This is a genomic window from Paenibacillus sp. 2KB_20, from assembly GCF_052115765.1.
GTDB lineage: Bacteria > Bacillota > Bacilli > Paenibacillales > Paenibacillaceae > Paenibacillus_AQ.
In genome coordinates, this window is sequence record NZ_JBFRHH010000003.1 from 199,382 (window position 1) to 223,777 (window position 24,396).

Annotated in this window: 22 protein-coding genes; 4 read left to right on the forward strand and 18 right to left on the reverse strand. The window is 48.8% G+C overall.

Annotated elements, in window-relative coordinates; all coding sequences use genetic code 11:
* Window positions 1–7: 7 nt before the first annotated feature.
* The 6 genes from AB4124_RS10285 to adhE all read right to left on the reverse strand — a co-directional run bounded on the left by AB4124_RS10285 (window position 8) and on the right by adhE (window position 9,335).
* Window positions 8–835, reverse strand: coding sequence for a carbohydrate ABC transporter permease (locus AB4124_RS10285; RefSeq protein ID WP_441972710.1), 828 nt, complete (start codon window positions 833–835; stop codon window positions 8–10).
* The gene (locus AB4124_RS10290) at window positions 835–1,719 is read right to left on the reverse strand and encodes a carbohydrate ABC transporter permease (RefSeq protein WP_076320851.1); all 885 of its coding nucleotides are present in this window, start codon (window positions 1,717–1,719) and stop codon (window positions 835–837) included. Before AB4124_RS10290 ends, AB4124_RS10285 begins: the two co-directional genes overlap by 1 nt.
* 91 nt (window positions 1,720–1,810) lie before the next feature.
* The gene (locus AB4124_RS10295) at window positions 1,811–3,169 is read right to left on the reverse strand and encodes an ABC transporter substrate-binding protein (RefSeq protein ID WP_379415005.1); all 1,359 of its coding nucleotides are present in this window, start codon (window positions 3,167–3,169) and stop codon (window positions 1,811–1,813) included.
* Between the two features lie 204 nt (window positions 3,170–3,373).
* Window positions 3,374–4,117, reverse strand: coding sequence for a pyruvate formate-lyase-activating protein (gene pflA / locus AB4124_RS10300; RefSeq protein WP_213645194.1), 744 nt, complete (start codon window positions 4,115–4,117; stop codon window positions 3,374–3,376).
* A gap of 43 nt (window positions 4,118–4,160) precedes the next feature.
* Window positions 4,161–6,407: a formate C-acetyltransferase gene (gene pflB / locus AB4124_RS10305; protein ID WP_441972711.1), complete on the reverse strand. Its 2,247-nt coding sequence runs from the start codon at window positions 6,405–6,407 to the stop codon at window positions 4,161–4,163.
* A 318-nt stretch (window positions 6,408–6,725) separates the two neighbouring features.
* Window positions 6,726–9,335, reverse strand: a complete 2,610-nt coding sequence (adhE, locus tag AB4124_RS10310; protein ID WP_441972713.1) for a bifunctional acetaldehyde-CoA/alcohol dehydrogenase — start codon at window positions 9,333–9,335, stop codon at window positions 6,726–6,728.
* A 276-nt stretch (window positions 9,336–9,611) separates the two neighbouring features.
* Between adhE and AB4124_RS10315 the strand changes: the two genes are divergently transcribed.
* Together AB4124_RS10315 and AB4124_RS10320 are read left to right on the forward strand one after the other, a co-directional pair.
* Window positions 9,612–10,340, forward strand: coding sequence for a Crp/Fnr family transcriptional regulator (locus AB4124_RS10315; protein ID WP_098742928.1), 729 nt, complete (start codon window positions 9,612–9,614; stop codon window positions 10,338–10,340).
* 88 nt (window positions 10,341–10,428) lie between these two features.
* A complete protein-coding gene (locus tag AB4124_RS10320) occupies window positions 10,429–10,587 on the forward strand; it encodes an asparagine synthase (protein WP_071223816.1) in 159 nt (52 codons plus the stop codon).
* A 272-nt stretch (window positions 10,588–10,859) separates the two neighbouring features.
* On the opposite strand, the gene AB4124_RS10325 is transcribed toward AB4124_RS10320, so the two are convergent.
* From AB4124_RS10325 to AB4124_RS10370, 10 genes are all read right to left on the reverse strand, one after another.
* Window positions 10,860–11,648 (reverse strand): formate/nitrite transporter family protein, encoded by a 789-nt coding sequence (locus tag AB4124_RS10325; RefSeq protein WP_076320845.1) that lies wholly within the window; start codon window positions 11,646–11,648, stop codon window positions 10,860–10,862.
* Between the two features lie 47 nt (window positions 11,649–11,695).
* Window positions 11,696–12,013, reverse strand: a complete 318-nt coding sequence (nirD, locus tag AB4124_RS10330; protein ID WP_430112965.1) for a nitrite reductase small subunit NirD — start codon at window positions 12,011–12,013, stop codon at window positions 11,696–11,698.
* A 95-nt stretch (window positions 12,014–12,108) separates the two neighbouring features.
* Window positions 12,109–14,547: a nitrite reductase large subunit NirB gene (gene nirB, locus AB4124_RS10335; protein WP_441972717.1), complete on the reverse strand. Its 2,439-nt coding sequence runs from the start codon at window positions 14,545–14,547 to the stop codon at window positions 12,109–12,111.
* A gap of 178 nt (window positions 14,548–14,725) precedes the next feature.
* On the reverse strand, window positions 14,726–15,403 hold the full coding sequence (locus AB4124_RS10340) for a hypothetical protein (protein WP_430138724.1): 678 nt from the start codon (window positions 15,401–15,403) through the stop codon (window positions 14,726–14,728).
* A 182-nt stretch (window positions 15,404–15,585) separates the two neighbouring features.
* Window positions 15,586–15,906 (reverse strand): winged helix-turn-helix transcriptional regulator, encoded by a 321-nt coding sequence (locus tag AB4124_RS10345; RefSeq protein ID WP_076320841.1) that lies wholly within the window; start codon window positions 15,904–15,906, stop codon window positions 15,586–15,588.
* A gap of 147 nt (window positions 15,907–16,053) precedes the next feature.
* On the reverse strand, window positions 16,054–16,722 hold the full coding sequence (locus tag AB4124_RS10350) for a uracil-DNA glycosylase (protein ID WP_441972719.1): 669 nt from the start codon (window positions 16,720–16,722) through the stop codon (window positions 16,054–16,056).
* Window positions 16,723–16,897: 175 nt separating this feature from the next.
* Window positions 16,898–17,620: a ThuA domain-containing protein gene (locus AB4124_RS10355; protein WP_339272084.1), complete on the reverse strand. Its 723-nt coding sequence runs from the start codon at window positions 17,618–17,620 to the stop codon at window positions 16,898–16,900.
* Between the two features lie 43 nt (window positions 17,621–17,663).
* Window positions 17,664–18,632, reverse strand: a complete 969-nt coding sequence (locus AB4124_RS10360; RefSeq protein ID WP_076320838.1) for a sugar phosphate isomerase/epimerase family protein — start codon at window positions 18,630–18,632, stop codon at window positions 17,664–17,666.
* Window positions 18,633–18,689: 57 nt separating this feature from the next.
* Complete coding sequence (locus AB4124_RS10365; RefSeq protein ID WP_339292931.1) at window positions 18,690–19,775, reverse strand: Gfo/Idh/MocA family protein; 1,086 nt, start codon at window positions 19,773–19,775, stop codon at window positions 18,690–18,692.
* Between the two features lie 172 nt (window positions 19,776–19,947).
* Window positions 19,948–21,048, reverse strand: coding sequence for a Gfo/Idh/MocA family protein (locus AB4124_RS10370; protein ID WP_339272082.1), 1,101 nt, complete (start codon window positions 21,046–21,048; stop codon window positions 19,948–19,950).
* A 140-nt stretch (window positions 21,049–21,188) separates the two neighbouring features.
* Between AB4124_RS10370 and AB4124_RS10375 the strand changes: the two genes are divergently transcribed.
* Complete coding sequence (locus tag AB4124_RS10375; protein WP_076320835.1) at window positions 21,189–22,007, forward strand: AraC family transcriptional regulator; 819 nt, start codon at window positions 21,189–21,191, stop codon at window positions 22,005–22,007.
* A 101-nt stretch (window positions 22,008–22,108) separates the two neighbouring features.
* On the opposite strand, the gene AB4124_RS10380 is transcribed toward AB4124_RS10375, so the two are convergent.
* Window positions 22,109–22,423 carry a hypothetical protein gene (locus AB4124_RS10380; RefSeq protein ID WP_076320834.1) on the reverse strand — a complete coding sequence of 105 codons (315 nt, stop codon included), beginning with the start codon at window positions 22,421–22,423 and terminating at the stop codon, window positions 22,109–22,111.
* A gap of 92 nt (window positions 22,424–22,515) precedes the next feature.
* Window positions 22,516–23,217: a TerC family protein gene (locus tag AB4124_RS10385; protein WP_076320833.1), complete on the reverse strand. Its 702-nt coding sequence runs from the start codon at window positions 23,215–23,217 to the stop codon at window positions 22,516–22,518.
* A gap of 517 nt (window positions 23,218–23,734) precedes the next feature.
* On the opposite strand from AB4124_RS10385, the gene AB4124_RS10390 reads away from it, so the two are divergent.
* Window positions 23,735–24,346 carry a TVP38/TMEM64 family protein gene (locus AB4124_RS10390; RefSeq protein ID WP_441972724.1) on the forward strand — a complete coding sequence of 204 codons (612 nt, stop codon included), beginning with the start codon at window positions 23,735–23,737 and terminating at the stop codon, window positions 24,344–24,346.
* The last annotated feature ends 50 nt before the right edge of the window (window positions 24,347–24,396 follow it).

Below are 24,396 nucleotides of genomic sequence, written 5' to 3' on the forward strand. Positions count from 1 at the left end.
CCTAGTATTACCCCTTGACGCTTCCTGCGGTGACGCCTTCAATGATCTTCTCTTGCAGAACGGCATAAATGATAAGGACCGGCAGCACGCTGAATATGATACCCGCAGACATTTGTGCGTAGTTCATATTGTAGGCGTCCCTGAAACCGACCATGCCGACAGGCAGCGTTCTCAGTTCATCATTCGATAGGAAGTAGTTAGCAAGCAAGAATTCGTTCCAGTTACCCAGGAAATTGATAATAAATACGGTAACGATAGCCGGAACAGTCAGAGGTAAGATAATTCTAGCAAACAACCCTCCGGACCTCAATCCATCAATAACCGCAGCCTCCTCGATTTCACCGGGCAGCGACCGCATGAAGGCAGCCAGTATAATAACCGAGAACGGGATGGCATTGGCAACATACGGTAGAATCAGGGCCATATGCGTGTTCAAAATATCCAACTGCCTCATGATGCCATATATCGGCAGCATGAGAGAGTTATTCGGAATCAGCATGCCTATCAAAATACATTGAAAGACGATGGCGCTAATCCGGTTATATCTCATCCGCGTCACGGCAAAGGCCAGCATTGCTCCAAACAGAATCGACAAGCAGGCTGACAGCACGCCGATGTATAAGCTGTTCCAGAAATACGTGCTAATCTTGGCGTTCACCCATGCGTTCACATAGTTATCAAATACCAGCGTGCTTGGCAAACCAAAAGGGTTCGTTGCAATAGACTGGTTATCCACCTTCACCGAAGAGAACAGGACGAACAGGAAAGGATATAGTATGACGAGCAAGTAAGCCATCAGAAAAATGTGCGGGATCAGTTTCTTTATTGCTCTCATCAGTATTCAATCCTTTCGTTGCGTCTTGCGACCAGCACCTGGTAAAGCACCGTTACGATAATCGTGAAGAGGAAGATCAGCACGGCGATCGAGTTGCCAAAGCCATGCTTGAAGCTCGTGATCGCATATCGAATCATATATGTCGCCATAACGTCGGTTGAGCCGGCCGGCCCGCCCTTGGTCATAACCAAAATAATGTCCGCCGCTTTCATGGCTCCCGCGATCGAAAGCATGATCACAACAGAGATAATTGGCATAATTAATGGAAGCGTGATTTTGGTTGCTCTTTGGACCCCTGTCGCGCCATCAATTGCCGCAGCCTCATCCAGCTCTTTGGGTATGGATAGAATTGCGGCAAGAACCATCACGATGTAAAAGCCAGTCCATTGCCATGCATTCGTGATCAGGATGGCAATCATGGCCCATTTGCTATCCGATAACCAGTAGATGGGTTCAATTCCAACCAGCCCTAAAATCTCATTCATCAGACCAAAGTCCGGGTTGTAAATGAATCCCCATAAAATGCCGATCACAGCCGTCGACATGATGGATGGTGCAAAAACCGCGGTTTTATAAAGCCCCTTCAAACGCTTCACGTTTGCGATTAACAGGGAGAAAAATACGATCGTCGGAACCTGGATCAAACAGGAAAAGAGAATGAAATAAACATTGTTCCTGACAGCCTTCCAAAAAGCATCATCATTCAAGGCTGTCACATAGTTATCGAGCCCAATGTACTTCACATCTTTGGAGATGCCATTCCAGCTCGTAAAGCTGTTGTCAAACGCAGTAAAGATCGGGTATATGAAAAAAGCCAGAAACAATAAGAATGCCGGCAGCACAAAAACGATGTAAATCAGAGGATTTCTCAGCGCTTTGTTCATGGTAACCTCCGTATTTATGTCTGATGTTGTTTAGGCGAAAGGGCACCCCCATGTACCGCAGCGGGTGGTGCCCTTTCGTCTAGAATTTTAGTTATTCCTCTGAAGCATTGGCCGCTTCTTGCGCTGCTTGCACATTCTCCAGCATCTTCTCGGCATCAAGCTCGCCGCCGATGACCTGCTGAATGCCCATGCTCAGTGCAGTGTTTACGTCGGCTTGAACAAGTGCATCAAAGGCAGGGAAGGATTTTTTGATCTCACTGACGCCTTTGAAAATGTCCTGCATAAGCGGATCATCCGAAGTGGAGTTCATTGTTGCCAGATCCATCTTCATTGCCGGCAGTACACCGTCTTCTTTCAGACCGCGCAGCTGCATTTCATCTGTCCACATATTTTTAATGAATTCTTTAACCGCTTGAAGTTTACGAGGATCTTCTGCTACCGCTGCCGAGAATCCATATCCGTTGTTTGCGTCCTGCATGACGATGACAGGGTCGCCCTCATTAACCGGAGGCAGGTTGAAGTATCCGACCTTACCTACCAAATCACCCGCTTGAGTCGGATCTCTAAATACGGAGTTCGCCCACGATCCGTCCATCATCATGACGGCTTCGCCGGTGATCATTTGGTTTCTCATGTCCGCATATTCGAAGCCAAGCTCGCCTTTTTTGAAGTATCCCTTCTCAACCCATTCCTGGTGCTTCTTCACACCTTCCACGACTTTCGGATCGGTCCATTTGGTTTCCCCGGTTTTGAAGCCGTAAGTAACCTCTGGCCCTGCGTAATAGCTCCACAGGTTGTTCGTGGTCATGAGCGGAATCCAAGCATCCTTGGAGGATTGGGCAAAAGGAATCTTCCCGTCGGCCTTTATCGTTTCAGCAATTTGCTCCAATTCAGCCAATGTTTTAGGAACGTTCAAACCTTTTTGGGTGAAGTAATCCTTGTTATAGAAAATACCCTCAATGGAACCCCCAATCGGCAATCCGTAGATCTTGCCGTCATGTGTAAATGGATCCAGTGTCGTAAATTTGTCTTTAATGCCTAGTTCATCCAAAATTGGGGTCAAATCAAGCATTAAGCCTTCTTTGGAATATACGCCTGCATCCGGGCTGCCGAACACATCGAATACTTCCGGCGGCTTACCGGCTGCCATCTCGCCTCTCAGTTTCTCTTTCCGGTTCACTTCAGAGTCCACAGCGTCCAGCTTGATTTTCAGCCCGGGCACCGCCTCTTCGGTTTTACTGACAACATCGTTCAGCAATGCGAGACGGAATTTCTTGGATTCACCTACTTGCGTATGGCGAATGGTGATTTCAAACGGCTCATTGCTGGCCGTTCCTTCAGAACCACCTGACGGTTTTTCTGCTGCCTTGTCACCGCCGCCGCATGCAGACAAAAGCGTGGATGAGACGAACAGAAGCGACATTAATAATGCCAGACCCTTTTTCTTCATTGTCTTTGACCCTCCCGAAGTGCTTGTTTATTTGATAGGCGTTTTCCTCACATCTTCATTATAGAAAGCGATTCCATTTTTCGATAGGCCGATATTTTTCTTGCCAAGGGATAAAATCTTCTACAAAAAAACAACAACCTTTCCACATGGGGAAAGGTTGTTGTCAGTAATCGTAACGCATATATGAAATTAATTAGAAATCTATTAGCTCTGGACTGTCTCTATTTTCTTGGGTATCTCACCAATCAATCGGTAAGCGCGTGCCACTTCTTCCTCGGAAGGTGAAGGTACGCCCTCCAATGGATAAGCCATGCCGAGCTCCTTCCATTTGTAAACGCCCATCTGATGGTAAGGCAAGATTTCGAATTTCTCGACGCCGTGCAGCGTCCGAATAAATTGACCGAGCGCAATCAAGTCTTCTTCGCTGTCATGGATGCCCGGCACATAGACGTGGCGAACCCACATGTTCCGATCATGGTCAGACAGCCAGCGGGCCGTCTTTAACGTCCTTTCGTTCGACTTCCCGGTGAGCTTGATATGCTTCTCGTCGTTGATATGCTTCAGATCAAGCAGCACCAAGTCGGTAAACTCCAGCAATTCCGAGATTTTCTCCGGTTCATTATAACCGTTGCTGTCCAGCGTCGTATGCAAATTCCAGCGGCGCTTCACTTCCTTGAACAGCTCCGTGACAAAGGGATACTGCAATGTCGGCTCACCACCGGAGACGGTTAACCCGCCGCCCGATGAACGGTAGTAGCTCAGATAAGGTTCAATCTCAGCCAGCACGTCCTCCACCGTCATCTCGCGTCCTTCATGCAGTCCCCAGGTATCCGGATTATGGCAGTATTGACACTTCAAGAGACAGCCCTGCATGAAGAGCACAAAGCGGATACCCGGACCGTCCACCGTTCCGAACGTTTCTATGGAGTGTACATGACCTTTTAGCATGGTGCGTCATCCTTTCTGTATCCGCTAGGGTTGTCTTCCATCCTTACATCGATCCGTGGAACGTACGGTTGATGACATCGAGCTGCTGCTCACGCGTCAGTTTGACGAAGTTAACTGCATAACCGGATACCCGAATCGTTAACTGCGGATAATTCTCCGGATGCTCCATCGCATCGATCAATTGCTCCCGGTCAAATACGTTGACGTTCAGATGGTGTGCCTTGCTGCCAAAATAACCGTCCAACATCGCAACCAGATTGTTCACACGGATATCACTTTCTTTACCAAGGGCTTTCGGCACGATCGAGAACGTGTTCGAGATGCCGTCAAGACTATCCTCATAAGGCAGCTTGGCCACGGAAGTCAGCGAAGCGAGAGCTCCCTTCTTATCGCGTCCGTGCATCGGATTTGCGCCCGGCGCAAACGGCTCGCCTGCCTTACGTCCATCCGGCGTGGTTCCTGTTTTCTTGCCGTATACGACGTTCGACGTAATCGTGAGCACCGATTGGGTCGGCATTGCGTCACGGTAAGCCTTGTTCTTGCGAATCATGCTCATGAAGGTCTCGACCAATTCAACGGCGATGCTATCCACGCGATCATCGTTGTTGCCATAGCAAGGGAACTCGCCTTCGATTTCAAAATCCACTGCAATTCCTTGCTCATTGCGTACCGGCTTCACCTTTGCATATTTAATTGCACTCAGTGAATCCGCTGCTACGGACAGGCCTGCGATGCCGCATGCCATCGTGCGCAGGATATCCCGGTCGTGAAGCGCCATCTCAATCCGTTCATAGCTGTATTTGTCATGCATGTAATGGATAACGTTAAGTGTATTCATATAGAGCTTCGCGAGCCATTCCATCATCGGCTTGAATCGCTTCATGACTTCATCATAACTCAGGACCTCGGCAGCGATAGCCGGATATTCCGGTCCAACTTGGGCGCCTGATTTCTCATCCTTACCACCGTTGATCGCATAGAGCAACGCTTTGGCAAGGTTTGCTCTGGCTCCGAAGAACTGCATCTGTTTCCCGATGCGCATGGCGGATACGCAGCAGGCGATGCCGTAATCGTCTCCGTAAATCGGACGCATGAGATCATCATTCTCGTATTGAATCGAGCTGGTTTCGATGGAAACTTTCGAACAATATTTTTTGAAGGCTTCCGGCAGCTTCTCCGACCATAACACCGTCAAGTTCGGTTCTGGAGCAGGTCCCAAATTATACAAGGTATGCAGGAAACGGAAGCTGTTCTTGGTCACTCTCGTCTCACCGTTTATCGACATGCCGCCGATGGATTCCGTTACCCACGTTGGATCCCCGCTGAACAGCTCGTTATAATCCGGCGTACGCAGGAATTTCACGATCCGAAGTTTCATAACGAAATGGTCGACCAGTTCCTGAGCTGTTTCTTCCGTTAGCTTGCCTTCAGCCAGATCTCGTTGAATATAAATATCAAGGAAAGAAGATACCCGGCCAAGCGACATCGCAGCACCGTTCTGCTCCTTGATCGCGGCCAAATAACCGAAATACAACCATTGGAATGCTTCCTTCGCCGTATTTGCAGGTTTGGAAATGTCAAAACCGTGCATACCCGCCATTTCCTTCAGTTCCTTGAGGGCCCGCATTTGCTCAGACAATTCTTCCCGCAAACGGATAACCGGCTCATCCATAGCATCCACTTCAAGCTCACCGAGTTCTCTCAATTTGTCCTGAATAAGAGCATCTACACCGTATAGCGATATTCTGCGATAGTCACCAATGATACGTCCGCGACCGTACGCATCGGGAAGTCCCGTAATAATCCCGGCCTTGCGCGCTGCTCTCATCTCTGGAGTATAGGCATCAAACACGCCTTGGTTATGCGTTTTGCGTATGCCGTTAAAGATATCCACAACGGCCTGCGGCATTTCAAAACCGTATGCATTACACGCATCAATCATCATCCGGATCCCGCCAAAAGGCTGGATCGAACGCTTGAACGGCTCATCAGTCTGAACGCCGACAATCTGTTCTTTATCCTTATCCAAATAGCCAGGTTGATGGGAGGTGATGGTTGAAGGTGTATGGACATCCACGTCCAGTACCCCACCGTTGTCCCGTTCTCTCTTGGTTAAATCCGATACGATATCCCACAATGCTTTGGTGTTATCCGTGGGTCCTGCCAAAAATTCATCAGAGCCATAATAGGGAGTAATGTTCTCTGCAATAAAATTATTAACGTCAATTTGCTTGGTCCATTTACCTGATTTAAAACCTTTCCAGCCTGTTTCTTTTTCAATCACCGACATATTGAATCCCTCCTAGATTTGCTGGGGCTTGCAAGGACAGGCGAGGCCACACCTTGATCTATCTCAGATCTTTAAATGTGATTATTTTCACGATCAATGATGCCACTACCCCGCCTTGTACCTTCAAGCTTCTTTATCAAAGACCTGAGATTCAGCTTCTTGCTACACCTTTATTGTAGTCCTGTTGATCCCTCGCATCTGTGATATTAATCACAAAGTTATCTTTTCCCGTGATTTTTATCACTCCAAGTCTGTCTTGCATCACTTACCTCAACATATTCCCGGATCTTCATGATCGGCATTCAGAGCCTATCCTATTTAGAACCGACCGTAGAATGCGTTGCGGTAAACTTCTGCGAGCTCTGTCACCAGCGGCAGCTTCGGATTGCTCGTTGTGCACTGGTCTTCAAAAGCCCGGTCCGCCAAATGCTCAACATTTTTCTCGAAATCTTTAGGATCGATGCCAAGCTGCTGGAACGACTCCTCGATACCGAGCTTGCTGTTCAGCTCCCGGATCGCGCCAATCAGACTGTTTACGCCCTCTTCCGTTGTTCTTGCCGGCAGCCCGAGAATCCGTGCGATTTCAGCATATCTCTCATCAGCCACAAAGTGGGTATATTTAGGCCATGCCGCGAATTTTGTTGGCTTCTTGGCGTTGTAACGAATGACGTGAGGCATCAGGATCGCATTGGTGCGTCCGTGTGCCGTATGATACTGGCCGCCCCACTTATGCGCAAGACTGTGGTTGATGCCAAGGAACGCATTCGCAAAAGCCATGCCGGCAAGCGTCGAAGCATTATGCATTTTCTCGCGGGCGAGTTTGTCACCGGTAAGCGCCGACTGCTCAAGGTATTGGAACACGAGCTGTATGGCTTTGATGGCAAGCCCATCCGTATAATCGCTGGCCATCACCGATACGTAGGCTTCAATAGCATGTGTCAGAACGTCCATACCGGTATCGGCTACCGCTGTTTTAGGCAGCGTGTATACAAATTCCGGATCGATAATCGCCACATCCGGTGTCAGCTCATAATCAGCCAGCGGGTACTTGGTATTCCCCAGCCCTTTGTCCGTGATGACGGCAAACGAAGTCACTTCCGAGCCGGTTCCCGACGTTGTTGGAATGGCAACGAATTTCGCCTTCCGTCCAAGCTTCGGATATTTATAGACCCGCTTGCGGATATCCATAAATTTTTGCTTCAGATTGTTAAAGTCCGTATCCGGGTATTCATAGAACAGCCACATCGCTTTCGCTGCATCCATTGGCGATCCGCCACCGAGGGCGATAATGCAGTCCGGCTGGAATCGGGTAAGCATCTCCGTTCCGCGTTCTACTGTCGTTGTTGAAGGATCCGGCTCGACCTCCGAGAAGACCTCGATGGCCACTGGCACTCTGCGCTGACGCAGATAATGCTCTACCCGCTCCACATAACCCAGCTTCACCATCATGGGGTCGGTAACGATCGCAACACGGGTGATTTCCGGCATTTTCGCAAGATACTGCGTGGAGCCTTTTTCAAAGTATATTTTGTCCGGTACTTTAAACCACTGCATATTCACGGTTCTGCGGTTCACCCTTTTCACGTTGATTAGATTGACAGCCGTCACGTTCGACGAAGTGGAATTACGTCCATACGAGCCGCAACCCAGCGTCAGCGATGGCAGGTTCGTGTTGTAGATATCCCCGATACCGCCTTGCGAAGAAGGCTGGTTCACCAGGATGCGGCAGGTTTTCATCCGATCCGAGAATTTCATAATAATGTCCTCATTGTGCGAGTGGATCACCGACGAGTGGCCCATGCCGCCAAAAGCAACCATCTCTTCAGCGCGTGTTATGCCTTCCTCGGCATCCTTCACCTTATAACAGGCCAGAACCGGACTCAGTTTCTCGGCAGACAGCGGGTACGCCGGACCGACTCCTTCAAGCTCGGCAATCAGGATCTTGGTGCTTTCCGGTACCTCGAAACCGCAAGCCTCGGCAATCTTAGCTGCCGGCTTTCCGACGATGGACGGATTAACCGCACATTTCTCCGATACCATCGCATGCGCAGTCAGTTTCACCAGCTCTTCCTTGTTGACGAAATAACAGCCGCTGGCAATCATTTTTTTCTTCACTGTATGATAGATAGGCTCTTCGATAATGACAGCCTGCTCGGAAGCGCAGATCATGCCGTTATCAAAGGTCTTCGATAAAATCAAATCGTTCACTGCTTGATCCAGATCCGCGCTCTTCTCTATAAAGCAAGGCACGTTACCTGGTCCTACGCCTAGGGCAGGCTTGCCGCAGCTGTATGCCGCCTTGACCATTGCCGAACCGCCCGTGGCCAGAATGCAGGCGACGTCAGGATGATTCATGAGTGCATTGGTTTTATCCATGGAAGGAGCTTCGATCCACTGGATGCAATCGGCAGGAGCACCTTGTTTCACGGCGGCATCCCGCAGTATCAGCGCGGCTTCCCGGCTGCATGCCTGCGCGGATGGATGGAATCCGAAGATGATCGGGTTTCTTGTTTTAATGGAGATCAGCGCCTTGAATATGGTTGTTGAGGTCGGATTGGTTACCGGTGTTATCCCCATGATAATCCCAATCGGCTCTGCTATTTTTTGAAAGCTGTCATAGGCGTTGTCTTCAATAATACCCACCGTTTTGTCGTACTTGATGCTGTTGTGGATATACTCTGTGGCGAACAGGTTCTTGATAATCTTGTCTTCGTACACGCCGCGTCCCGTTTCCTCAACCGCCATCTTCGCCAGTTGCATATGCTTCTCAAGGCCTGCCATGGCCATCGCCTGTACAATCCCGTCGACCTGCTCCTGATTCAATTCCATAAACTTTTCTTTGGCTCGATTCGCCTTGTCAATCAGCCCTTGAATGTACTCCGATGCTGTTTGTCCTTTAACTTCAACCGTTCCTTTGCTCACAGCCATATCTCTCATCCTCCCATGGTTCATGTTTCTTTCTCGTCTACGCTTTGATCGTAACACAGCCTTCTCTAAATTCATGTGAAATATTTCACAATATAAATATTTTTCTTTTCTGTGTAATTTATGCCTGTCTTTCCCTCCTTTTAAGTGAAAGAGATCACAAAGTTTGAAAATTCGCCACGATTTCCCTCTTATTCTCCCCCAAAAGTGAATGTTTTCACGTTATAATGTATTTAAAGATTAAACAGATCAAATTTTAGGATGTTAGGGGATACCAACATGAATACTACTGTAGACCATGTAATGGAAATCGAAAACTTAGGGAACACGCAGTGCTTCTCGGAACAAAACCGCAACCGTCTGCTGGTCAGCATGAAGGAAAGGGTACTCCCTGAAGGATCCCATTTGTTCTGGGAAGGCGACTTTGCCGACAAGCTGTACTACGTTAAACAAGGAAGAATTAAATTAACCAAATCGACTGATGAAGGCAAAGAGCTCATTCTATATATGTACCATCCAGGAGACATGGTCGGGCAAGCCGATCCATTCTTCAGCAACAATCACAGTTTCTCGGCAGAGGTGCTGGAGGATAGCGTTGTCGGTGTCATCGAGCACAAGGATCTGGAGCTGCTGATCTGTCAGCACTGCGACTTCGCCATTGATTTTATGAAGTGGATGGGCATACACCACCGCATCACCCAGACCAAATTCCGGGATCTCATGATGTACGGTAAGCCCGGTGCTTTAACATCGACACTGATCCGTCTGAGCAACACCTACGGACAGCATCAAGCGGATGATACCATTCTCATCAACAAGAAGATTACCCACACCGATCTGTCGAACATGATTGGGGCAACCCGCGAAAGCGTGAACCGGATGCTGAGTGACTTACGCAAAAAAGATGCCATCGAATATGCTGGCGGAATGATTGTCATTAAAGATCTTCCGATGCTGCAGGAAATCTGCCATTGCGAGCTGTGTCCGAACGAAATCTGCCGGATTTAATCGGCCTGCTCCCTTCTGTGCATAATATACAGTCATCTGCTTACAATAAACCTTGTCTTTCCAAACCAAATCAAAGGGAGTGCTCAGCATGCGTGAAGGATTGATTCCTGCTGTTCTTGGAACTGTGGTTTCTGCTTCGGGTGCCGCTCTGCTTGGCAGCAAGTATAAACTTGCCGCAACCGGTATTCTCGGCTTCGGACTGGCTCATATTGTGCTTGGTGCGATTGACCTGGTGGAACATCGGTAAAGGATTTGGAAGACAAGGTACACAAAAAGAAACCGTTTCTTGGTAAATGGAAGGACAACTCACCATTTACCAATGGAACGGTTTCTTTGTTTACTCATTAGGTTCAACTTCATCTGCCATTGGCTTGGAGGGTATGAAACCTCCAAATCATCTCGTTCGTATCGTTAAAGAAGCGGTCAACCGTTTGGTTGACCGCTTCTTTTCGGCTGTCTATCAAGTGAGCAAACCTGCTTACGGAACTGCTCCTTCTCATCGATGTCGCCTTACAAAACCTACTTTTGCTTGCTCCCTTTTCCCGACGAGATAAACCAATAAGCCATCCCTACAAACAATCCGCCGCCAAGGATGTTCCCCAGCGTGACCGGCACCATGTTGCTGATCCATCCACTAATGGAAATGGTTTCGGGATGCCCCGGTAAAATCGTCGCGAGTGTCAGAAGTGTCATATTAGCTACGCTATGCTCGTACCCTGTTGCAATGAAGGCAAACAGACACCACCATATTAAGATCAGCTTTGTCGTTTCTCCCTTGGCCCGAATTCCCATCCACAAGGCCAGACAGACAAGCCAATTACACAAGATGCCTCTGAAGAACAGCTCCATAAACGGATCATTCATTTTCTTGGCAGCAGCCGTGAAGATGAGATGGTCCGGCGGCAGGCCTTTGAACAGGCCGGAAGCATACACCAGATAGCTGAGCAGAATCGCTCCAGCCAGATTGCCGATAAACACGAGTACCCAGTTTTTCAGCGTATCCCCCATCGTCGTTCGTCCGGATAATGTGCTTATCGTAAAAAACATGTGATTTCCGGTAAACAGCTCTGACCCGGCGAACACCACCAACGTGAGCGCGATCCCGAATGCAGCTCCCATGACGAGGGATTGGAAGGGTGAACCGGCAGCTGCGAGCGGCGCCCCCAGCTTAAAGATTAATACAATCCCTATGCCGACATACGCGCCGGCCAGCATAGCCGATACCATATAGCGCAGCAGATTATGATTCATCTGCTCTTTTTTACCGACGGCGGCATTGACAACGGCTTCCACATCTGTTTTAAACATGGGATACCACCCCTTGATTTCGTCTGTTTATTATGCGATTGCTGGCCTTAAACACCCACCTCAACCTTTCCGTCCACGACGCGAATCGGGTATACACGAACCTGACCCTTATCCGGAGCCTGTACGAGCCCGGTTGAAAGCTCAATTTTCCAGTCATATAACGGATCGTAGATGTAGTGCCCGGATACGATGGCTTCCGAGAGTGGCCCACCTTTGGGATGAGGGCTTTGATTGTCCAGCGCAAACCATTGATGATCCGAAGTCCGGAAGACGGCAATCTCCCGATCTCCGAGTTGGACCACCCTTCCGATCTGTGATAGAAAATCATGTTCATTCCCTACCGTAATAAATTTTCCAGTTTCCATAACATTCGACCTCCACTTCTCTTTTCTATCCCCATCCATACTGCGAAAAGCTCTCTATGTTCAGGCGGCAAGAGGGAAGTAGATTCCTCCCTCTTTTATTTGCTGCTGACCGGTTTTGCATCCTCAAATAACGTATTGCGCAGCTTCTCGTCGTTCAGCACTTTCTTCCACGGATCCTCGACTTGCTGCAAGGCAAGCTCGATTCTCTCCACCAGTTCCTTACGCTGCTTGGTATCGTCCAGGATAACCGCTCGGATTTGTTCCAATCCCAAGCGCTCTACCCACTCCGATGTTCTCTCCAGGTACTTGCCGGTTTCACGGTAATACTGCATCAAGGCTCCGCAGATTTCGACCAGCTCTTCATCCGTTTTCACTTTGCAAAACGAATCAGCCAGACGTGCCTTCGTTCCGCCGTTGCCTCCAACGAATATTTCCCATCCACCGTCATTGCCTACGATCCCGATATCTTTCGTGCACGACTCGGCACAGTTTCGCGGACACCCGTTGACTGCCAATTTAAATTTCGCCGGGAAATCCAGTCTCTCGAATTTCTCCTCGAGGAATGCTCCCATGCCCATCGAATCCTGCGTACCGAAACGGCAAAATTGGGAACCTACACAGGTCTTCACGGTCCGCAGCGATTTGGCATAAGCATAACCCGACGGCATATCGAGCTCTTCCCAAACGCTCGGTAAATCTTCTTTCTTAACACCGATGAGGTCCAGACGCTGTCCGCCGGTTACCTTTACAACCTTCACATTATATTTAAGCGATACATCCGCGATTTTCTTCAAATCCTCCGGTGTGGTAACGCCGCCGTACATTCTTGGGACGACCGTGTACGTGCCGTCTTTCTGAATGTTGGCGTTCATCCGTTCGTTGACAAAACGGGATTCCCTCTCTTCTTGATGGGTTACCGGGTTCAGCATCGCCAGATAATAATGAATGGCCGGGCGGCATTTCGAGCAGCCTTCCGGATTGCTGAAGTTTAGAACATGCATGACTTCTTTCGTTGTCTTGAGTCCTTTGGCACGGATTTCGGCGACAATCTCGTCCCGATCAAGCGTTGTGCACGAGCATATGCCTTGTTTGCCTGCCGCCTTAAAGCCATCGCCCAATACGCTCTGGAGTATTTGCTCCACGACAGGTTTACAGCCGCCACACGAGCGGGTAGCTCCTGTGCAAGCTTTAATCTCATCCACTGTCGTAAAACCCTGTAGAGTAATGGCATCCACAATGGCTTTTTTGGTTACGCCGTTGCAGCCGCACACGATTTCATCATCGGGCATCTTCTCCAGTGAAAATGCCTTGCCATTTCCTGTTCCTGCGCTGTCAGTACCCATGATCGAATCGTAAATCTCATCCGTCATGGCTGTCTTTTTCCGAATCATGGATTGAAGGCTTACCGAATCGCTCACATCTCCGAACAATATCGCCCCAACGATGATATTGTCGCGAATTAATATTTTCTTATAGGTCTTGCGCCAATCATCTTTTGCGGTGATCACCGAGTGCTCGGCTTGCTCCATGAATTCTCCGGCAGAGAATACATCCACACCGCTGATTTTCAACTTAGTCGATACACTGCTTCCCTCGTAAGGCTTGCCTTCCACACCGCATAGATGCTTCGCCAATACCTGTCCCTGCTCGAACAACGGTGCAACCAGGCCGTAGCATGCGCCCCGATGCTCGCAGCATTCGCCGACCGCATACACATCCGGCCAGGAAGTCTGAAGATAATCATTAACGACGATTCCCCGGTTCACTTCGATCCCGCTAGCTTTAGCGATCTCGGTGTTCGCTCTGATGCCCACTGCCATGACCACCAGGTCGGCATCAAGCTCATCCCCATCCTTGAAGCGGAGTCCCGTAACTCTGGTATCTCCCAATATTTCGGTTGTTTGTTTGCCTAATAAGAAATTGATGCCCTGCTGTTCAAGCTCCCTTTTCAGCATGCCGGATGCCATCGAATCCAACTGGCTCTCCATCAAATCCTGCATGAGATGAACCACCGTCACCTCCATGCCCAGGCTGACCAATCCTTTGGCAGCTTCCAGACCCAGAAGTCCCCCGCCAATGACAGCCGCTTTCTTGTACGCCTTAGCGGCTTGAAGCATCTGCGTGCAATCGGCAATGTTTCGGAAACCGATAACGCCTTCTTTGTCACTGCCCGGCACGGGTAAAATAAAGGGCTTCGAGCCCGTTGCTATCATGACTTTGTCATAAGGCACAGTCAATCCGTTGTCGGCGATCACGACCTTGCGTTCCCCATCGATGGCAGTTACAGTGGCATCCGTGTGCAGAGTGATGTGGTTATCCTCGTACCATTTCCAATCATTCAATACAATATCATCCAAGGTTTTGCTGCCTTCCAACACATACGACAACATAATGCGGTTATAATTCGGATGAGGCTCCTGTCCAATGACGGTGATGTCAAAATTCCCACCCAATTTAATGATTTGCTCGACCGTACTAATCCCGGCAATACCGTTGCCGATGACAACTAACTTTTCTCTCTTTATATTGGACATCGATTGATTCCTCCCCAACACATTTATCTAGATCGTGGTATTCCGTTGCTTTCACATAAATTATATCGTCTGATCGCATTAATTTTTGTGATATTTTTCACATAAATCATTAAAATTTAAAATAAAAATGCCAAATAACCCTGTCCACATCGAACAAGGTTATGAAGAGGCATGCTCTCTATATAATATCGGCTTCCATATAGGCTCGTTCGCCGCTAGGAACTTTCAAATAAGGGCGAATCCCGGCAAATCCCTTCGCGTCCAGGTTCACCCCGGTCATCCAGTTCCCCTCCAATAAGCCACGATCCGATTGCATAATGACGGCAGGTGCCTGGATATGCTCCTGATATAGAACGATGCCCGCCTGAATAGTCTTAAAGGCTTTTCCTTGTTCCACCAACGGTACGGCGCTGATATACGTAGGCACAAAATAATTTGCGATCACATCCAGCTCTTCCCCGTCAAAAAACGGCTCGCTGCCAAGGAAAGGATGCAGCATTACGATTTTCTCATAGAGTGACCAGATGATCATCTGCAGAAATCTTCCCGTACGTCCTATATTCTGCCCGGTGGACGCATGAAATCGATCGGTTTCATAACCAATGAACTTCCATCCGCCGGGGGCTTTGACCCATTTCTGAAACATATCAACAGCATCGGCACCGCTATAGCTAACGGATTCTGCAGATTCCGGGCTTGTTCCAGACGCAGCTAACCACAAGGAATCCGGCACATACTGGCTCAGCATCCGTTTGGTCTTCTCAAAAATATGAAGCACTTTTAATGAAGCGTTTTCAAGTTCTGAGATGTCCTCTTGTCCATAATGGAAACGGGAGATATACGTTCGCTTGGTCATGGGCTCGCCTCCTTGATATGCCGCTCTCGGTATTTACATCATATAGCAGCTGCGTCCGCTTGGTGCATGTCCACCTATTTTTGCCGTAAAGAAACAGGAATCATACTTCCATTTAGAAAAAAACCCTGAAATGAGGATGTCTCATGCCAGGGTTTAATCATCAAGGGGAGTCTTAAGATGACTCATCTTTCGACCCATTGTTCCGCCCAGAATGAAATTTGCTCCATCACCGGACGAAGTGCCTTGCCTTTTTCAGTCAGTTCATATTCAATACGTACCGGTGTTTCAGGATAAACATGACGAATCAAAATGCCTTCGCATTCCAAATCCTTCATCCGCTCAGAGAGCATCTTATCGCTCATGGACGGAATCAAATTCGAAATATCCTTAAAGCGCTTAGGCCCGCTCATCAACGTTTGAATAATCAAACCGTTCCACCGTTTGCCCAGAAAAGAAAATGCAGATTCAAAACGGGGACACATCGTAACATTTGTAACTTCCATATCCCTTCACCTCTTTACGAAGTCACCTTGTTTATAGAAACTCATAAGCTTAATTAAAAATCTAGAAAACTTACGAATTGTAAGTATGTTTCATTTTAGCACATTTCCGAGAAACTGAAAACCACCTAGCCCCTTTTTCCCATAAAATCAGCGCTTATCCCATAATATACGAGCCAGAATATCCAAATCTTTCTCGATCCAAGTGGATAATTTCCTATTATACAGTACCGCCGCTGGATGGAATAGAGGGAATATCTTATAGGTTTCCGCCGAGAACATATAACCCCTATCTGGATTCTCCGGATCGGTTGCTTGCTGGACCGGCCCCTCCATCAGTTTGCCGTGCAGCGATGTCACCGTTTCATGGCTTCCGATTAACCGGTGCAGCGCCGTATTTCCCATGGGTGCAATAATGTGCGGGCGAACCCATCGAATCTCTTCATCAAGCAAAGGTGCATGGGCCAATATTTCCGCCTTCGTCGGTGTGCGATTGGAACGGCTGATGACACTCTCGCCCGTGGACCTCACGATTACCTTTTCCTTATAAGGCCTGCTTCTCATGGCACTGGTAATATACACTTGCTCCCGGGTCAGGTTCAGGCGTTCCAGGTAGGCGTTCATCTCTTGTCCGGCCTGCCCTACAAAAGGTACGCCTTCCAGAACCTCATGGGCCCCGGGTGCTTCTCCAATAAACATAATTTTGGCGAAGCGGACTCCTCTTCCGAGCAGGAAGCCCTCAACGGGTTGATGGGCCAGCTTGGCCTGGCATATGGCGATGGTTGCGGGATCTACAGGTGCGCTTTGTACTTCACTCATGTGTACAGCCCCCCTTCTTGTATATCATACAATACCCCATACTTAGGTATATTCTATCCCTAGCCGGCAAAAACATTTCCGTGAACATTCATCGTTAACGATAAAACGAGCCGCTCAAGGACTACACCCTGAACGACTCGTGAACTCATTTCTTTTTAAAAATGCTGCTCATAGCTTAGACTAAAACGGGAAGCGCACGAACCGGCTGACTGTTGCCGAAGGTTTGCTTGCCTGCCGTGGAATAAGCCCAGTTAATCGCATTGGTGATCACTTTCAGCACTTCGGGGTTGTAGTAGGTTGGATAGGTCTCATGCCCCGGACGGAAGTAGAAAATGTTCCCATGACCGCGCTTGAACGTGCAACCGCTCCGGAATACTTCGCCGCCTTCGAAATTGCTGACAAATACCAGCTCATCTGGGGCTGGAATATCAAAGAATTCCCCGTACATTTCCTCGTGCTCGATGATGATCGGACCTGTAATTCCCGCCGCGATCGGATGCGTTGGATTCACGCTCCAAATAATTTCCTGTTCCCCTGCTTCGCGCCATTTCAAATCACAACTCGTACCCATTAACGCTTTGAACGGCTTGGAAAAATGTCCGGAATGAAGAACGATCAGCCCCATCCCATCCTGCACGCGTTTAACGACCTTGTTTACGATTTCATCACTAACCTGGTCATGAGCCATATGCCCCCACCACAACAGCACATCGGTTGAATCCAGTACATCGTCTGTCAATCCATGCTCCGGCTGGTCGAGCGTTGCCGTTCTGATGACAAAATCCGGATTTTGCAGACCCTCCGCCAATGCTGTATGAATCCCTGTCGGGTAAACGCTGCGAACCTCGTCATGGATTTTCTCGTGCACGAATTCATTCCAAATGGTTACGTTAAGCATGTTGCTGTTCCCCCTAATTGCTTATTCGGCTTACTCTACGCTGTTAGACCCACCACATGTCCCCAAGCGGCTCTTCGATCAGCACTTGCTGAAGGTTTTGCACTGCTTTGGAGAAGCCTTCTTCGATGGACATCAATCCATCTTCATGTTCAATACTTACGACATAATCATATCCAACCAGACGAAGGGCACTCATCATATCCGCCCATTCCTTCACATCATGTCCATAGCCTACGCTGCGGAACTGCCATGCGCGATCCAGCATGTTGGCATAAGACTGCATATCGGTCAGACCGTGCTTGTTGACGTTGATCGGGTCAATGCTTGTATCCTTCGCGTGGAAGTGGTGGATTGCCCCTTCGCGGCCCAAAATTTGAATCGCTTGAACAGGATCAATCCCTTGCCACCACATATGACTCGGATCCAGGTTGGCCCCAATCACTTCGCCTGCAGCTTCACGCAAGCGGAGCAGCGTGCCTGGCGTATGGACGGAGAAGCCGCCGTGCAATTCCAAGCCAATCTTCACATTGCGGTCTGCGGCAAATTTACCCCATTCGGTCCAGTAAGGAATGACCTTGTTATCCCATTGCCAAGTCAGAATCTCTTGGTAGTCGTTAGGCCAAGGCGCAACGGGCCAGTTCGGGTATTTGGCATCCTCATGGTCGCCTGGGCAGCCGGAGAATGTGTTAACAACAGGTACTTCAAGCTTCTCGGCAAGTTCTACCGTTTTTACGTATGTGTCATGAAACTCTTTCGCGATTGCTTTTTGCGGATGAAGCGGATTGCCGTGGCAGCTCAGTGCGCTAATAATCAACCCACGGGATTCCACCGCATTTTTGAAGTTCTTCAGCGCGGTTTCATTCTCCAGCAGCTCGACCGGGTTGCAATGCGCGTTACCCGGATAACCGCCTGTTCCGATCTCAACTGCTTTAAGCCCCTTGGATGCCACATAGTCCAAAGCATCCTCCAATTTACGTCCGCTCAGCAATACCATAAATACGCCTAATTTCATTGTATACCTCCTGGTTTACCTTAGTATTAGTAATGAGTATTAGTAATGATGTAATATTTAGTTATCGAAATAAACCGCTTTTCCTGTCTTCGCCGATTCATAGATCGCTTCCAGAATTTGCGTTACAACAAACGCTTGCTCCGGTTTAACCACAGGATCCTTGTCCTCAATAATGGCTTCCAGCCACATTCTGGCTTCACGGTCCGCATCATTTTCCTTGGAACCGGAATAGAACGCGACGCCGCCAGCATTCAAATCCACTTTGGTTTCATACAATCTGCTCATTTTCTCGCCATTAATACGCAAACCGTCCTTCATGTCAGCTCCGCCTTCCGTACCCGCAAGGACGGCTTTGGCTTCGCCCGTCTCAACGACGTTAAGAGCCCAGCTGGATTCCAGAATAATCGTTGCGCCGTTCTCCATCGTGATGAACCCGAATGCCGAATCCTCTACCTTGAACTCCTTCGGATCCCAAGGACCGAACGCATTCGCCGCATTCTCGCGTTGACCCAGTTTATGGAACGTGGATCCAAGCACGCTCTTCGGCTTGTAGTTGTCCATCAACCACAAGGTTAAATCCAGTGCATGGGTGCCGATATCGATCAACGGACCTCCGCCTTGCTTCTCTTCGTCAAGGAATACGCCCCAGGTAGGAACGGCACGGCGGCGAACAGCTAGTGCTTTACCGTAGTAGATCTCGCCCAGCTCGCCTTCCTCGCAGACCTCTTTCAGATACATGCTATCATCCCGGAAACGGTTATTGTAACCGATGGTAAGTTTTTTTCCTGTACGCTTTGCGGCGTCCAGCATGGCTTTGGCTTCGGAAACGGTTTTCGCCATTGGTTTCTCGCACATGACATGCTTGCCTGCTTCCAAAGATGCAACCGTAATCTCGGAGTGCGAATCGTTCGGCGTACACACATGAATGACATCGATGCTGCCGTCTTGCAGCAGTTCTCTGAAATCCGTGTATACTTTTGCGCCTTCAACCCCGTATTCGGCAGCCGCCTTCTGCGCGCGTTCTAGGGCGATGTCGCAAAAAGCTACCAATTCGGCCTGCGCCTGCTTCTTCAAGCTCGGCATATGCTTGCCATTGGCGATTCCCCCGCAACCGATAATTCCAATCTTCAATGTTTTCGACATGTCCATTTCCTCCCCATAGGCATTTGATCATTTTGAAAACTCTCCAAATATTAGTGCAACGCTTTCATGCGGATCCTAGCCAAGGACTCATCATCCTGTCAGATCCGTCAGAAGCTGGTTTGCATGTCGTTCATAACCAGTGTACAAGAATATGAACCGGGCTGCCAGTTCGCTACTCCACCTTGTTTATCTGCTGCGGCGCCGGAAGTTTGCCGTAGCGGTATGTGCTTTGCAGAACGATATGTCTGCCCTCCAGCGAAGACTGCTGGAACGACTGCATAATCTCCAGCACGTGGTATGCCAGACGGGCACTGACGCGATGGTCCTTCTGCTCATGAATCGATTGGATCATATCGTTGATACCGAGCCCCCGTTCGTTCTTCCCGCATTCAAATGCAGGGTCAAGCAGCTCCCATTCATCGGAGCCGTGCTTCCGGAGCTTCACTTCGCTGTTAAAGAAGTTCGGATCCCCGAGACTCAGGCTTCCCTGCGTGCCATAGATTTCGATCCAAGGCAGATTCGATCCGCCAAAGATATCAAAACTGGTAATCATGGTTGCAATGGCACCGTTCTCAAAATCCAGCGTCCCTGCCAAATGCGTTGGAGTCTGAACCGTGATCGGTTGTCCTTGGCGCGGGCCAGAGCCGATGGCGCGGTCTGGAATCTGGATGCCTGTGGATGCGCTGATCCGGCTTGCAGGACCAAGCAGCTCTACCAGGGCCGATACATAATAAGGACCCATATCCATCATTGGACCTCCACCCGACGCGTAAAAAAATTCAGGATTAGGATGCCAAGCTTCCGGTCCTGAACCCATCATAAACGCCGTTGCGGCAACAGGTCTGCCGATCAGCCCGGATTCGATAGCGGCTTTAGCCGTCTGTACGCCGGAGCCCAAAAACGTATCGGGTGCGCAGCCTACGCGAAGTCCTTTTTGATCCGCCATATTTAGCACACGGCGAGCTTCCTCAAGGGTAATCGCCAGCGGCTTTTCACTGTACACATGCTTTCCTGCTTCCAGGGAAGCGATATCCACATTGGCGTGGCTGGCCGGAATGGTCAGATTAATAATAAACTCAATGTCAGTCTGTGCAAGCATCTCCTGGACGGTATACACGTTCGGGATGTTGAACTCTTCGGCCTTTTTCTTTGCGTTGTCCGGAATAAGGTCAGCACATGCCACGACTTCAACCCAAGGGCTGTTCTTTAAGTTCGTGAAGTATACGCCGCTGATGGTTCCGCAGCCAATTATACCTGCTTTCATTTTTTTCATCGCTGTCACTCCTTGAGTGTTTAGATGTGCTCGGACTAGTACCATGGTATTCTTTTATGCTTTCGTTTAAAATGAAGAATATGATTAAAACATGAACAATCTGGTCATTATTTTCTTATTCTTCAAAGGGGACTTTAGCAATGGATTCAAATCTTTCCAACCAAGTCGTAGCAGCGGATTTCTCATTTCATCGTAAACCTTTCAAGATGTCCCTGGCTGACGGTTTCGATACCTACTTGATGCGATGGCAGACCGACGGCAAATGCCGTGCCAAAATTGATGACAAGCTGTCACTCGTTGAGGCAGGGGATCTGTTAATCTTCACGCCAGGACAACCCTATGAACTACGAATAGATGACGAATATAACGCTTTAGGTGAATTAACCATCGAAAGCGGAGATTACCATATTTTCTTTAAGGGGGCATGGGCTGACGCGTGGTGGAATTCCAAGAAACGCCCAACCAAAATTCGGGTTCCACTGGAAGAGCGTTACCTGAGTCTGTTTCGGCAAATTCTGCTGGAGCAGCGTCGTGTATCGGATCCTTATCCGGAGATTTCGGATTACACGGTACGGATTCTGTGCCTCGAAGTGGATCGCCTGTTATCGGAGCAGCCATCGACCACGCCCAAGACGTATTTAGCTTACCGCATGAAAAATTACATTGAAGAGAATGCCTCCTCGATGTTCAAGCTGGAGGATGTCGCTGCCCATGTCGGCATCAGTGTCTCCCGGGCAGTTCATCTGTTCAAAGAAGCGTTTGGCACTACCATCATGCAATACACCATGGACGTTCGCCTGAGCATGGCCAAGGAACGAATTGTGTTCAGCCCTCTCTCGCTGGAGGATGTCGCCGAAACTTCCGGCTTTGCCAACTATACTTATTTTCACCGCGTTTTTCGCTCCCGATTCGGCGTTTCGCCTAAACAATTCCGCATGGCCAGTCGAACGTCAAATTGAGCCGTCCTATCTGTGGGATAAAAAGCGGGTCGACCAAGGTTTTTCCTTGGTCGACCCGCTTCTCTCTTGAATCACATGTAAGATATGCCATGATTCCACATTTACTTCTTATCAGGGCCTAGCGTGGCCGCTGCCTCGGCTACAACGATAGCCAAGTCTTCATTACCAAATAACGACAGGACACCAAGTAGGGTCTGATCCGGTATTTCACCAGCTTCTTCCTTGGGCACCGTTAATTCCAGCACCCGCGCCAGCCGCTCATTATCCGGCTGATTCGGATATGCCTTACGGTACAGTTCCGCTGGGTCCAGTCCGTGATTCACACACCACTGGGCAAACACGAGGATCATCATATCCTCGTCCTGACGGTACGACTCCGCAATCCGTTCTTCTACGGATTTTTCCGTGAATTCCATGTATTACCCCTCCTCATGCGAAAAGGGCTTCGGCGCTCTCTTCGTTCATGAAGACATTATACCGTTTACTTTGAGCTCAGACAAAGTCTAAACTAGTCAACCATCTTGACCTGTATCGGGTTGCTCTTCGCTTTTTGGTCATTCTTCTTCTTCATCCAAGTTCCAAGACTGATGATTATGGCGATAACGAGAATTTCAAAACCATACTTCAGAACGCCATTGGCAAACCAGCTGTGAATCATCGGCTCTTCCACAATCATCTTTGATGCGGTCCAGGCTAACACCGCAGCGCCGATCGTAATGATAATTGGAAAGCGATCCGTCAACTTCAGGATAATGGTACTGCCCCACACCATAATTGGAACCGAAATCGCAAGTCCGATAATAACCAGCATGAAGCTTTCCCCAGCAGCGCCAGCTACAGCAAGCACGTTATCCAGTCCCATCATCGCATCCGCAATAATAATCGTACGGATTGCCGCCCACATCTGGTTGCCAGCGGAAATTTCATGCTGCTTCTCATCCACTATCAGCTTGTAGGCAATCCACAACAGAGCAAACCCACCTATCAAGCGTAAGCCAGGGATCATTAAGAGCTGTACAACGAGGAGGGTGGCCACGATACGAATGATAATCGCTCCGACGGTACCCCACAGGATGACCTTCTTCTGGTCCGCTTTCTGGACATTACGAGCGGCAAGCCCGATAACAATCGCGTTATCGCCTGCCAACACAAGGTCAATGAGGACAATTGATAGCAGCGCCGTCCAAAATTCCATCGACATCAAATCCATGTTTCTCCCATCCTTTCTTCATTCTCTTTAGATTTACCTACCGATGTCCTCCATCCAAAAAAAACGCTGTTGCCTTAGTTAATAAGGTCTACAGCGTTTTTTGGGCGCAAAAATAGACCTCCACCTCATTCATAAATAAATCAGGCAAAGGTCTCGCTAAACAACATAATCGTTGCCAATAAAGCCGGGGATGGTTAATCCCGTAATGACGACTTTACTTACGATATAGAATTTATAAGTTATCAGTGAGCCCCATAAAATTCTATATCGCAAGAAAACCTACCTTTGAATCGCGGTCGCTCATCCTTGAAAAGGCCACGATAGAAGGTTTTCTTATGAAGCTACTCCCCTTTGGGAACTATTCGGTTGGACATATTATAACATATGAAAAATCGCTTGTATATTCAATTTTTTCCACCCTGATACGATGCTTAGCTGTCTCAAATGTGGGCAGTATTCCTGTTTTTTTGCTATCATGGTGCTATTCTGGTTGAATTTCGCAAAGTGAGGATTCTTCATGAAGAGATGGATCATACCCGCAATTTATACAACAGCACTGACGCTGGCTTTTGCATACCGACAGGAAATCATGGACTGGTTAGGAGGAAATCCCCCACTCTACCTGATGATCCTACTGGCAACCCTGCTTGCCTTATTTCCCATTGCACCCTACAAAGTCATCATCGCTATTCTTGGCTATGCATATGGAACCGTCTGGGCTGCTGCCATTTCGTGGTTCGGAACCACGATAGCGGCCGTCATCCTGTATGTGGCTGTACGGTCCTTGTACCAGGAGCCCGGCAGGCGACTGCTCAGTAAATATGCGGCTGTCAATAGGTTTACAGTCGTGGTCGAACGGCGCCCCTTTCAGTCGATCCTGCTCGCGCGCCTACTGCCCATCATACCGCAAATGGCCGTCAATATTTATGCCGGTGTCGCATCCATACCATTCTGGACGTACACAACCGCTTCAGCCATCGGTAAAATCCCTGCGATTCTCCTGTATGCTTGGCTAGGCAGCGGGTTTGCCGATCATCCGCTCCTCTTTGCGAGTATCGCGGGCGGACTCATGCTAGTTACCGCATTATGTCTGGCCGCTATCCGGTGGTATAAAGGGAGACAGAATTAAATGGAGCATTGTTTTGGTTTCCCTGACCAAAATGATTATAATATAGAGTA

Bases quoted from the DNA above. Each gene is read 5' to 3' on its own strand.
- adhE (WP_441972713.1), bottom strand. From the start codon at position 9,335: ATGGCTGTGAGCAAAGGAACGGTTGAAGTTAAAGGACAAACAGCATCG.
- AB4124_RS10350 (WP_441972719.1), bottom strand. From the start codon at position 16,722: ATGAGTGAAGTACAAAGCGCACCTGTAGATCCCGCAACCATCGCCATA.
- AB4124_RS10390 (WP_441972724.1), top strand. From the start codon at position 23,735: ATGAAGAGATGGATCATACCCGCAATTTATACAACAGCACTGACGCTG.
- AB4124_RS10315 (WP_098742928.1), top strand. From the start codon at position 9,612: ATGAATACTACTGTAGACCATGTAATGGAAATCGAAAACTTAGGGAAC.
- AB4124_RS10385 (WP_076320833.1), bottom strand. From the start codon at position 23,217: ATGGATTTGATGTCGATGGAATTTTGGACGGCGCTGCTATCAATTGTC.
- AB4124_RS10365 (WP_339292931.1), bottom strand. From the start codon at position 19,775: ATGTCGAAAACATTGAAGATTGGAATTATCGGTTGCGGGGGAATCGCC.
- pflA (WP_213645194.1), bottom strand. From the start codon at position 4,117: ATGCTAAAAGGTCATGTACACTCCATAGAAACGTTCGGAACGGTGGAC.
- AB4124_RS10285 (WP_441972710.1), bottom strand. From the start codon at position 835: ATGAGAGCAATAAAGAAACTGATCCCGCACATTTTTCTGATGGCTTAC.
- AB4124_RS10360 (WP_076320838.1), bottom strand. From the start codon at position 18,632: ATGAAATTAGGCGTATTTATGGTATTGCTGAGCGGACGTAAATTGGAG.
- AB4124_RS10320 (WP_071223816.1), top strand. From the start codon at position 10,429: ATGCGTGAAGGATTGATTCCTGCTGTTCTTGGAACTGTGGTTTCTGCT.
- AB4124_RS10325 (WP_076320845.1), bottom strand. From the start codon at position 11,648: ATGTTTAAAACAGATGTGGAAGCCGTTGTCAATGCCGCCGTCGGTAAA.
- AB4124_RS10295 (WP_379415005.1), bottom strand. From the start codon at position 3,169: ATGAAGAAAAAGGGTCTGGCATTATTAATGTCGCTTCTGTTCGTCTCA.
- AB4124_RS10355 (WP_339272084.1), bottom strand. From the start codon at position 17,620: ATGCTTAACGTAACCATTTGGAATGAATTCGTGCACGAGAAAATCCAT.
- AB4124_RS10380 (WP_076320834.1), bottom strand. From the start codon at position 22,423: ATGGAATTCACGGAAAAATCCGTAGAAGAACGGATTGCGGAGTCGTAC.
- nirD (WP_430112965.1), bottom strand. From the start codon at position 12,013: ATGGAAACTGGAAAATTTATTACGGTAGGGAATGAACATGATTTTCTA.
- AB4124_RS10375 (WP_076320835.1), top strand. From the start codon at position 21,189: ATGGATTCAAATCTTTCCAACCAAGTCGTAGCAGCGGATTTCTCATTT.
- AB4124_RS10370 (WP_339272082.1), bottom strand. From the start codon at position 21,048: ATGAAAAAAATGAAAGCAGGTATAATTGGCTGCGGAACCATCAGCGGC.
- AB4124_RS10340 (WP_430138724.1), bottom strand. From the start codon at position 15,403: ATGACCAAGCGAACGTATATCTCCCGTTTCCATTATGGACAAGAGGAC.
- AB4124_RS10345 (WP_076320841.1), bottom strand. From the start codon at position 15,906: ATGGAAGTTACAAATGTTACGATGTGTCCCCGTTTTGAATCTGCATTT.
- nirB (WP_441972717.1), bottom strand. From the start codon at position 14,547: ATGTCCAATATAAAGAGAGAAAAGTTAGTTGTCATCGGCAACGGTATT.
- pflB (WP_441972711.1), bottom strand. From the start codon at position 6,407: ATGTCGGTGATTGAAAAAGAAACAGGCTGGAAAGGTTTTAAATCAGGT.
- AB4124_RS10290 (WP_076320851.1), bottom strand. From the start codon at position 1,719: ATGAACAAAGCGCTGAGAAATCCTCTGATTTACATCGTTTTTGTGCTG.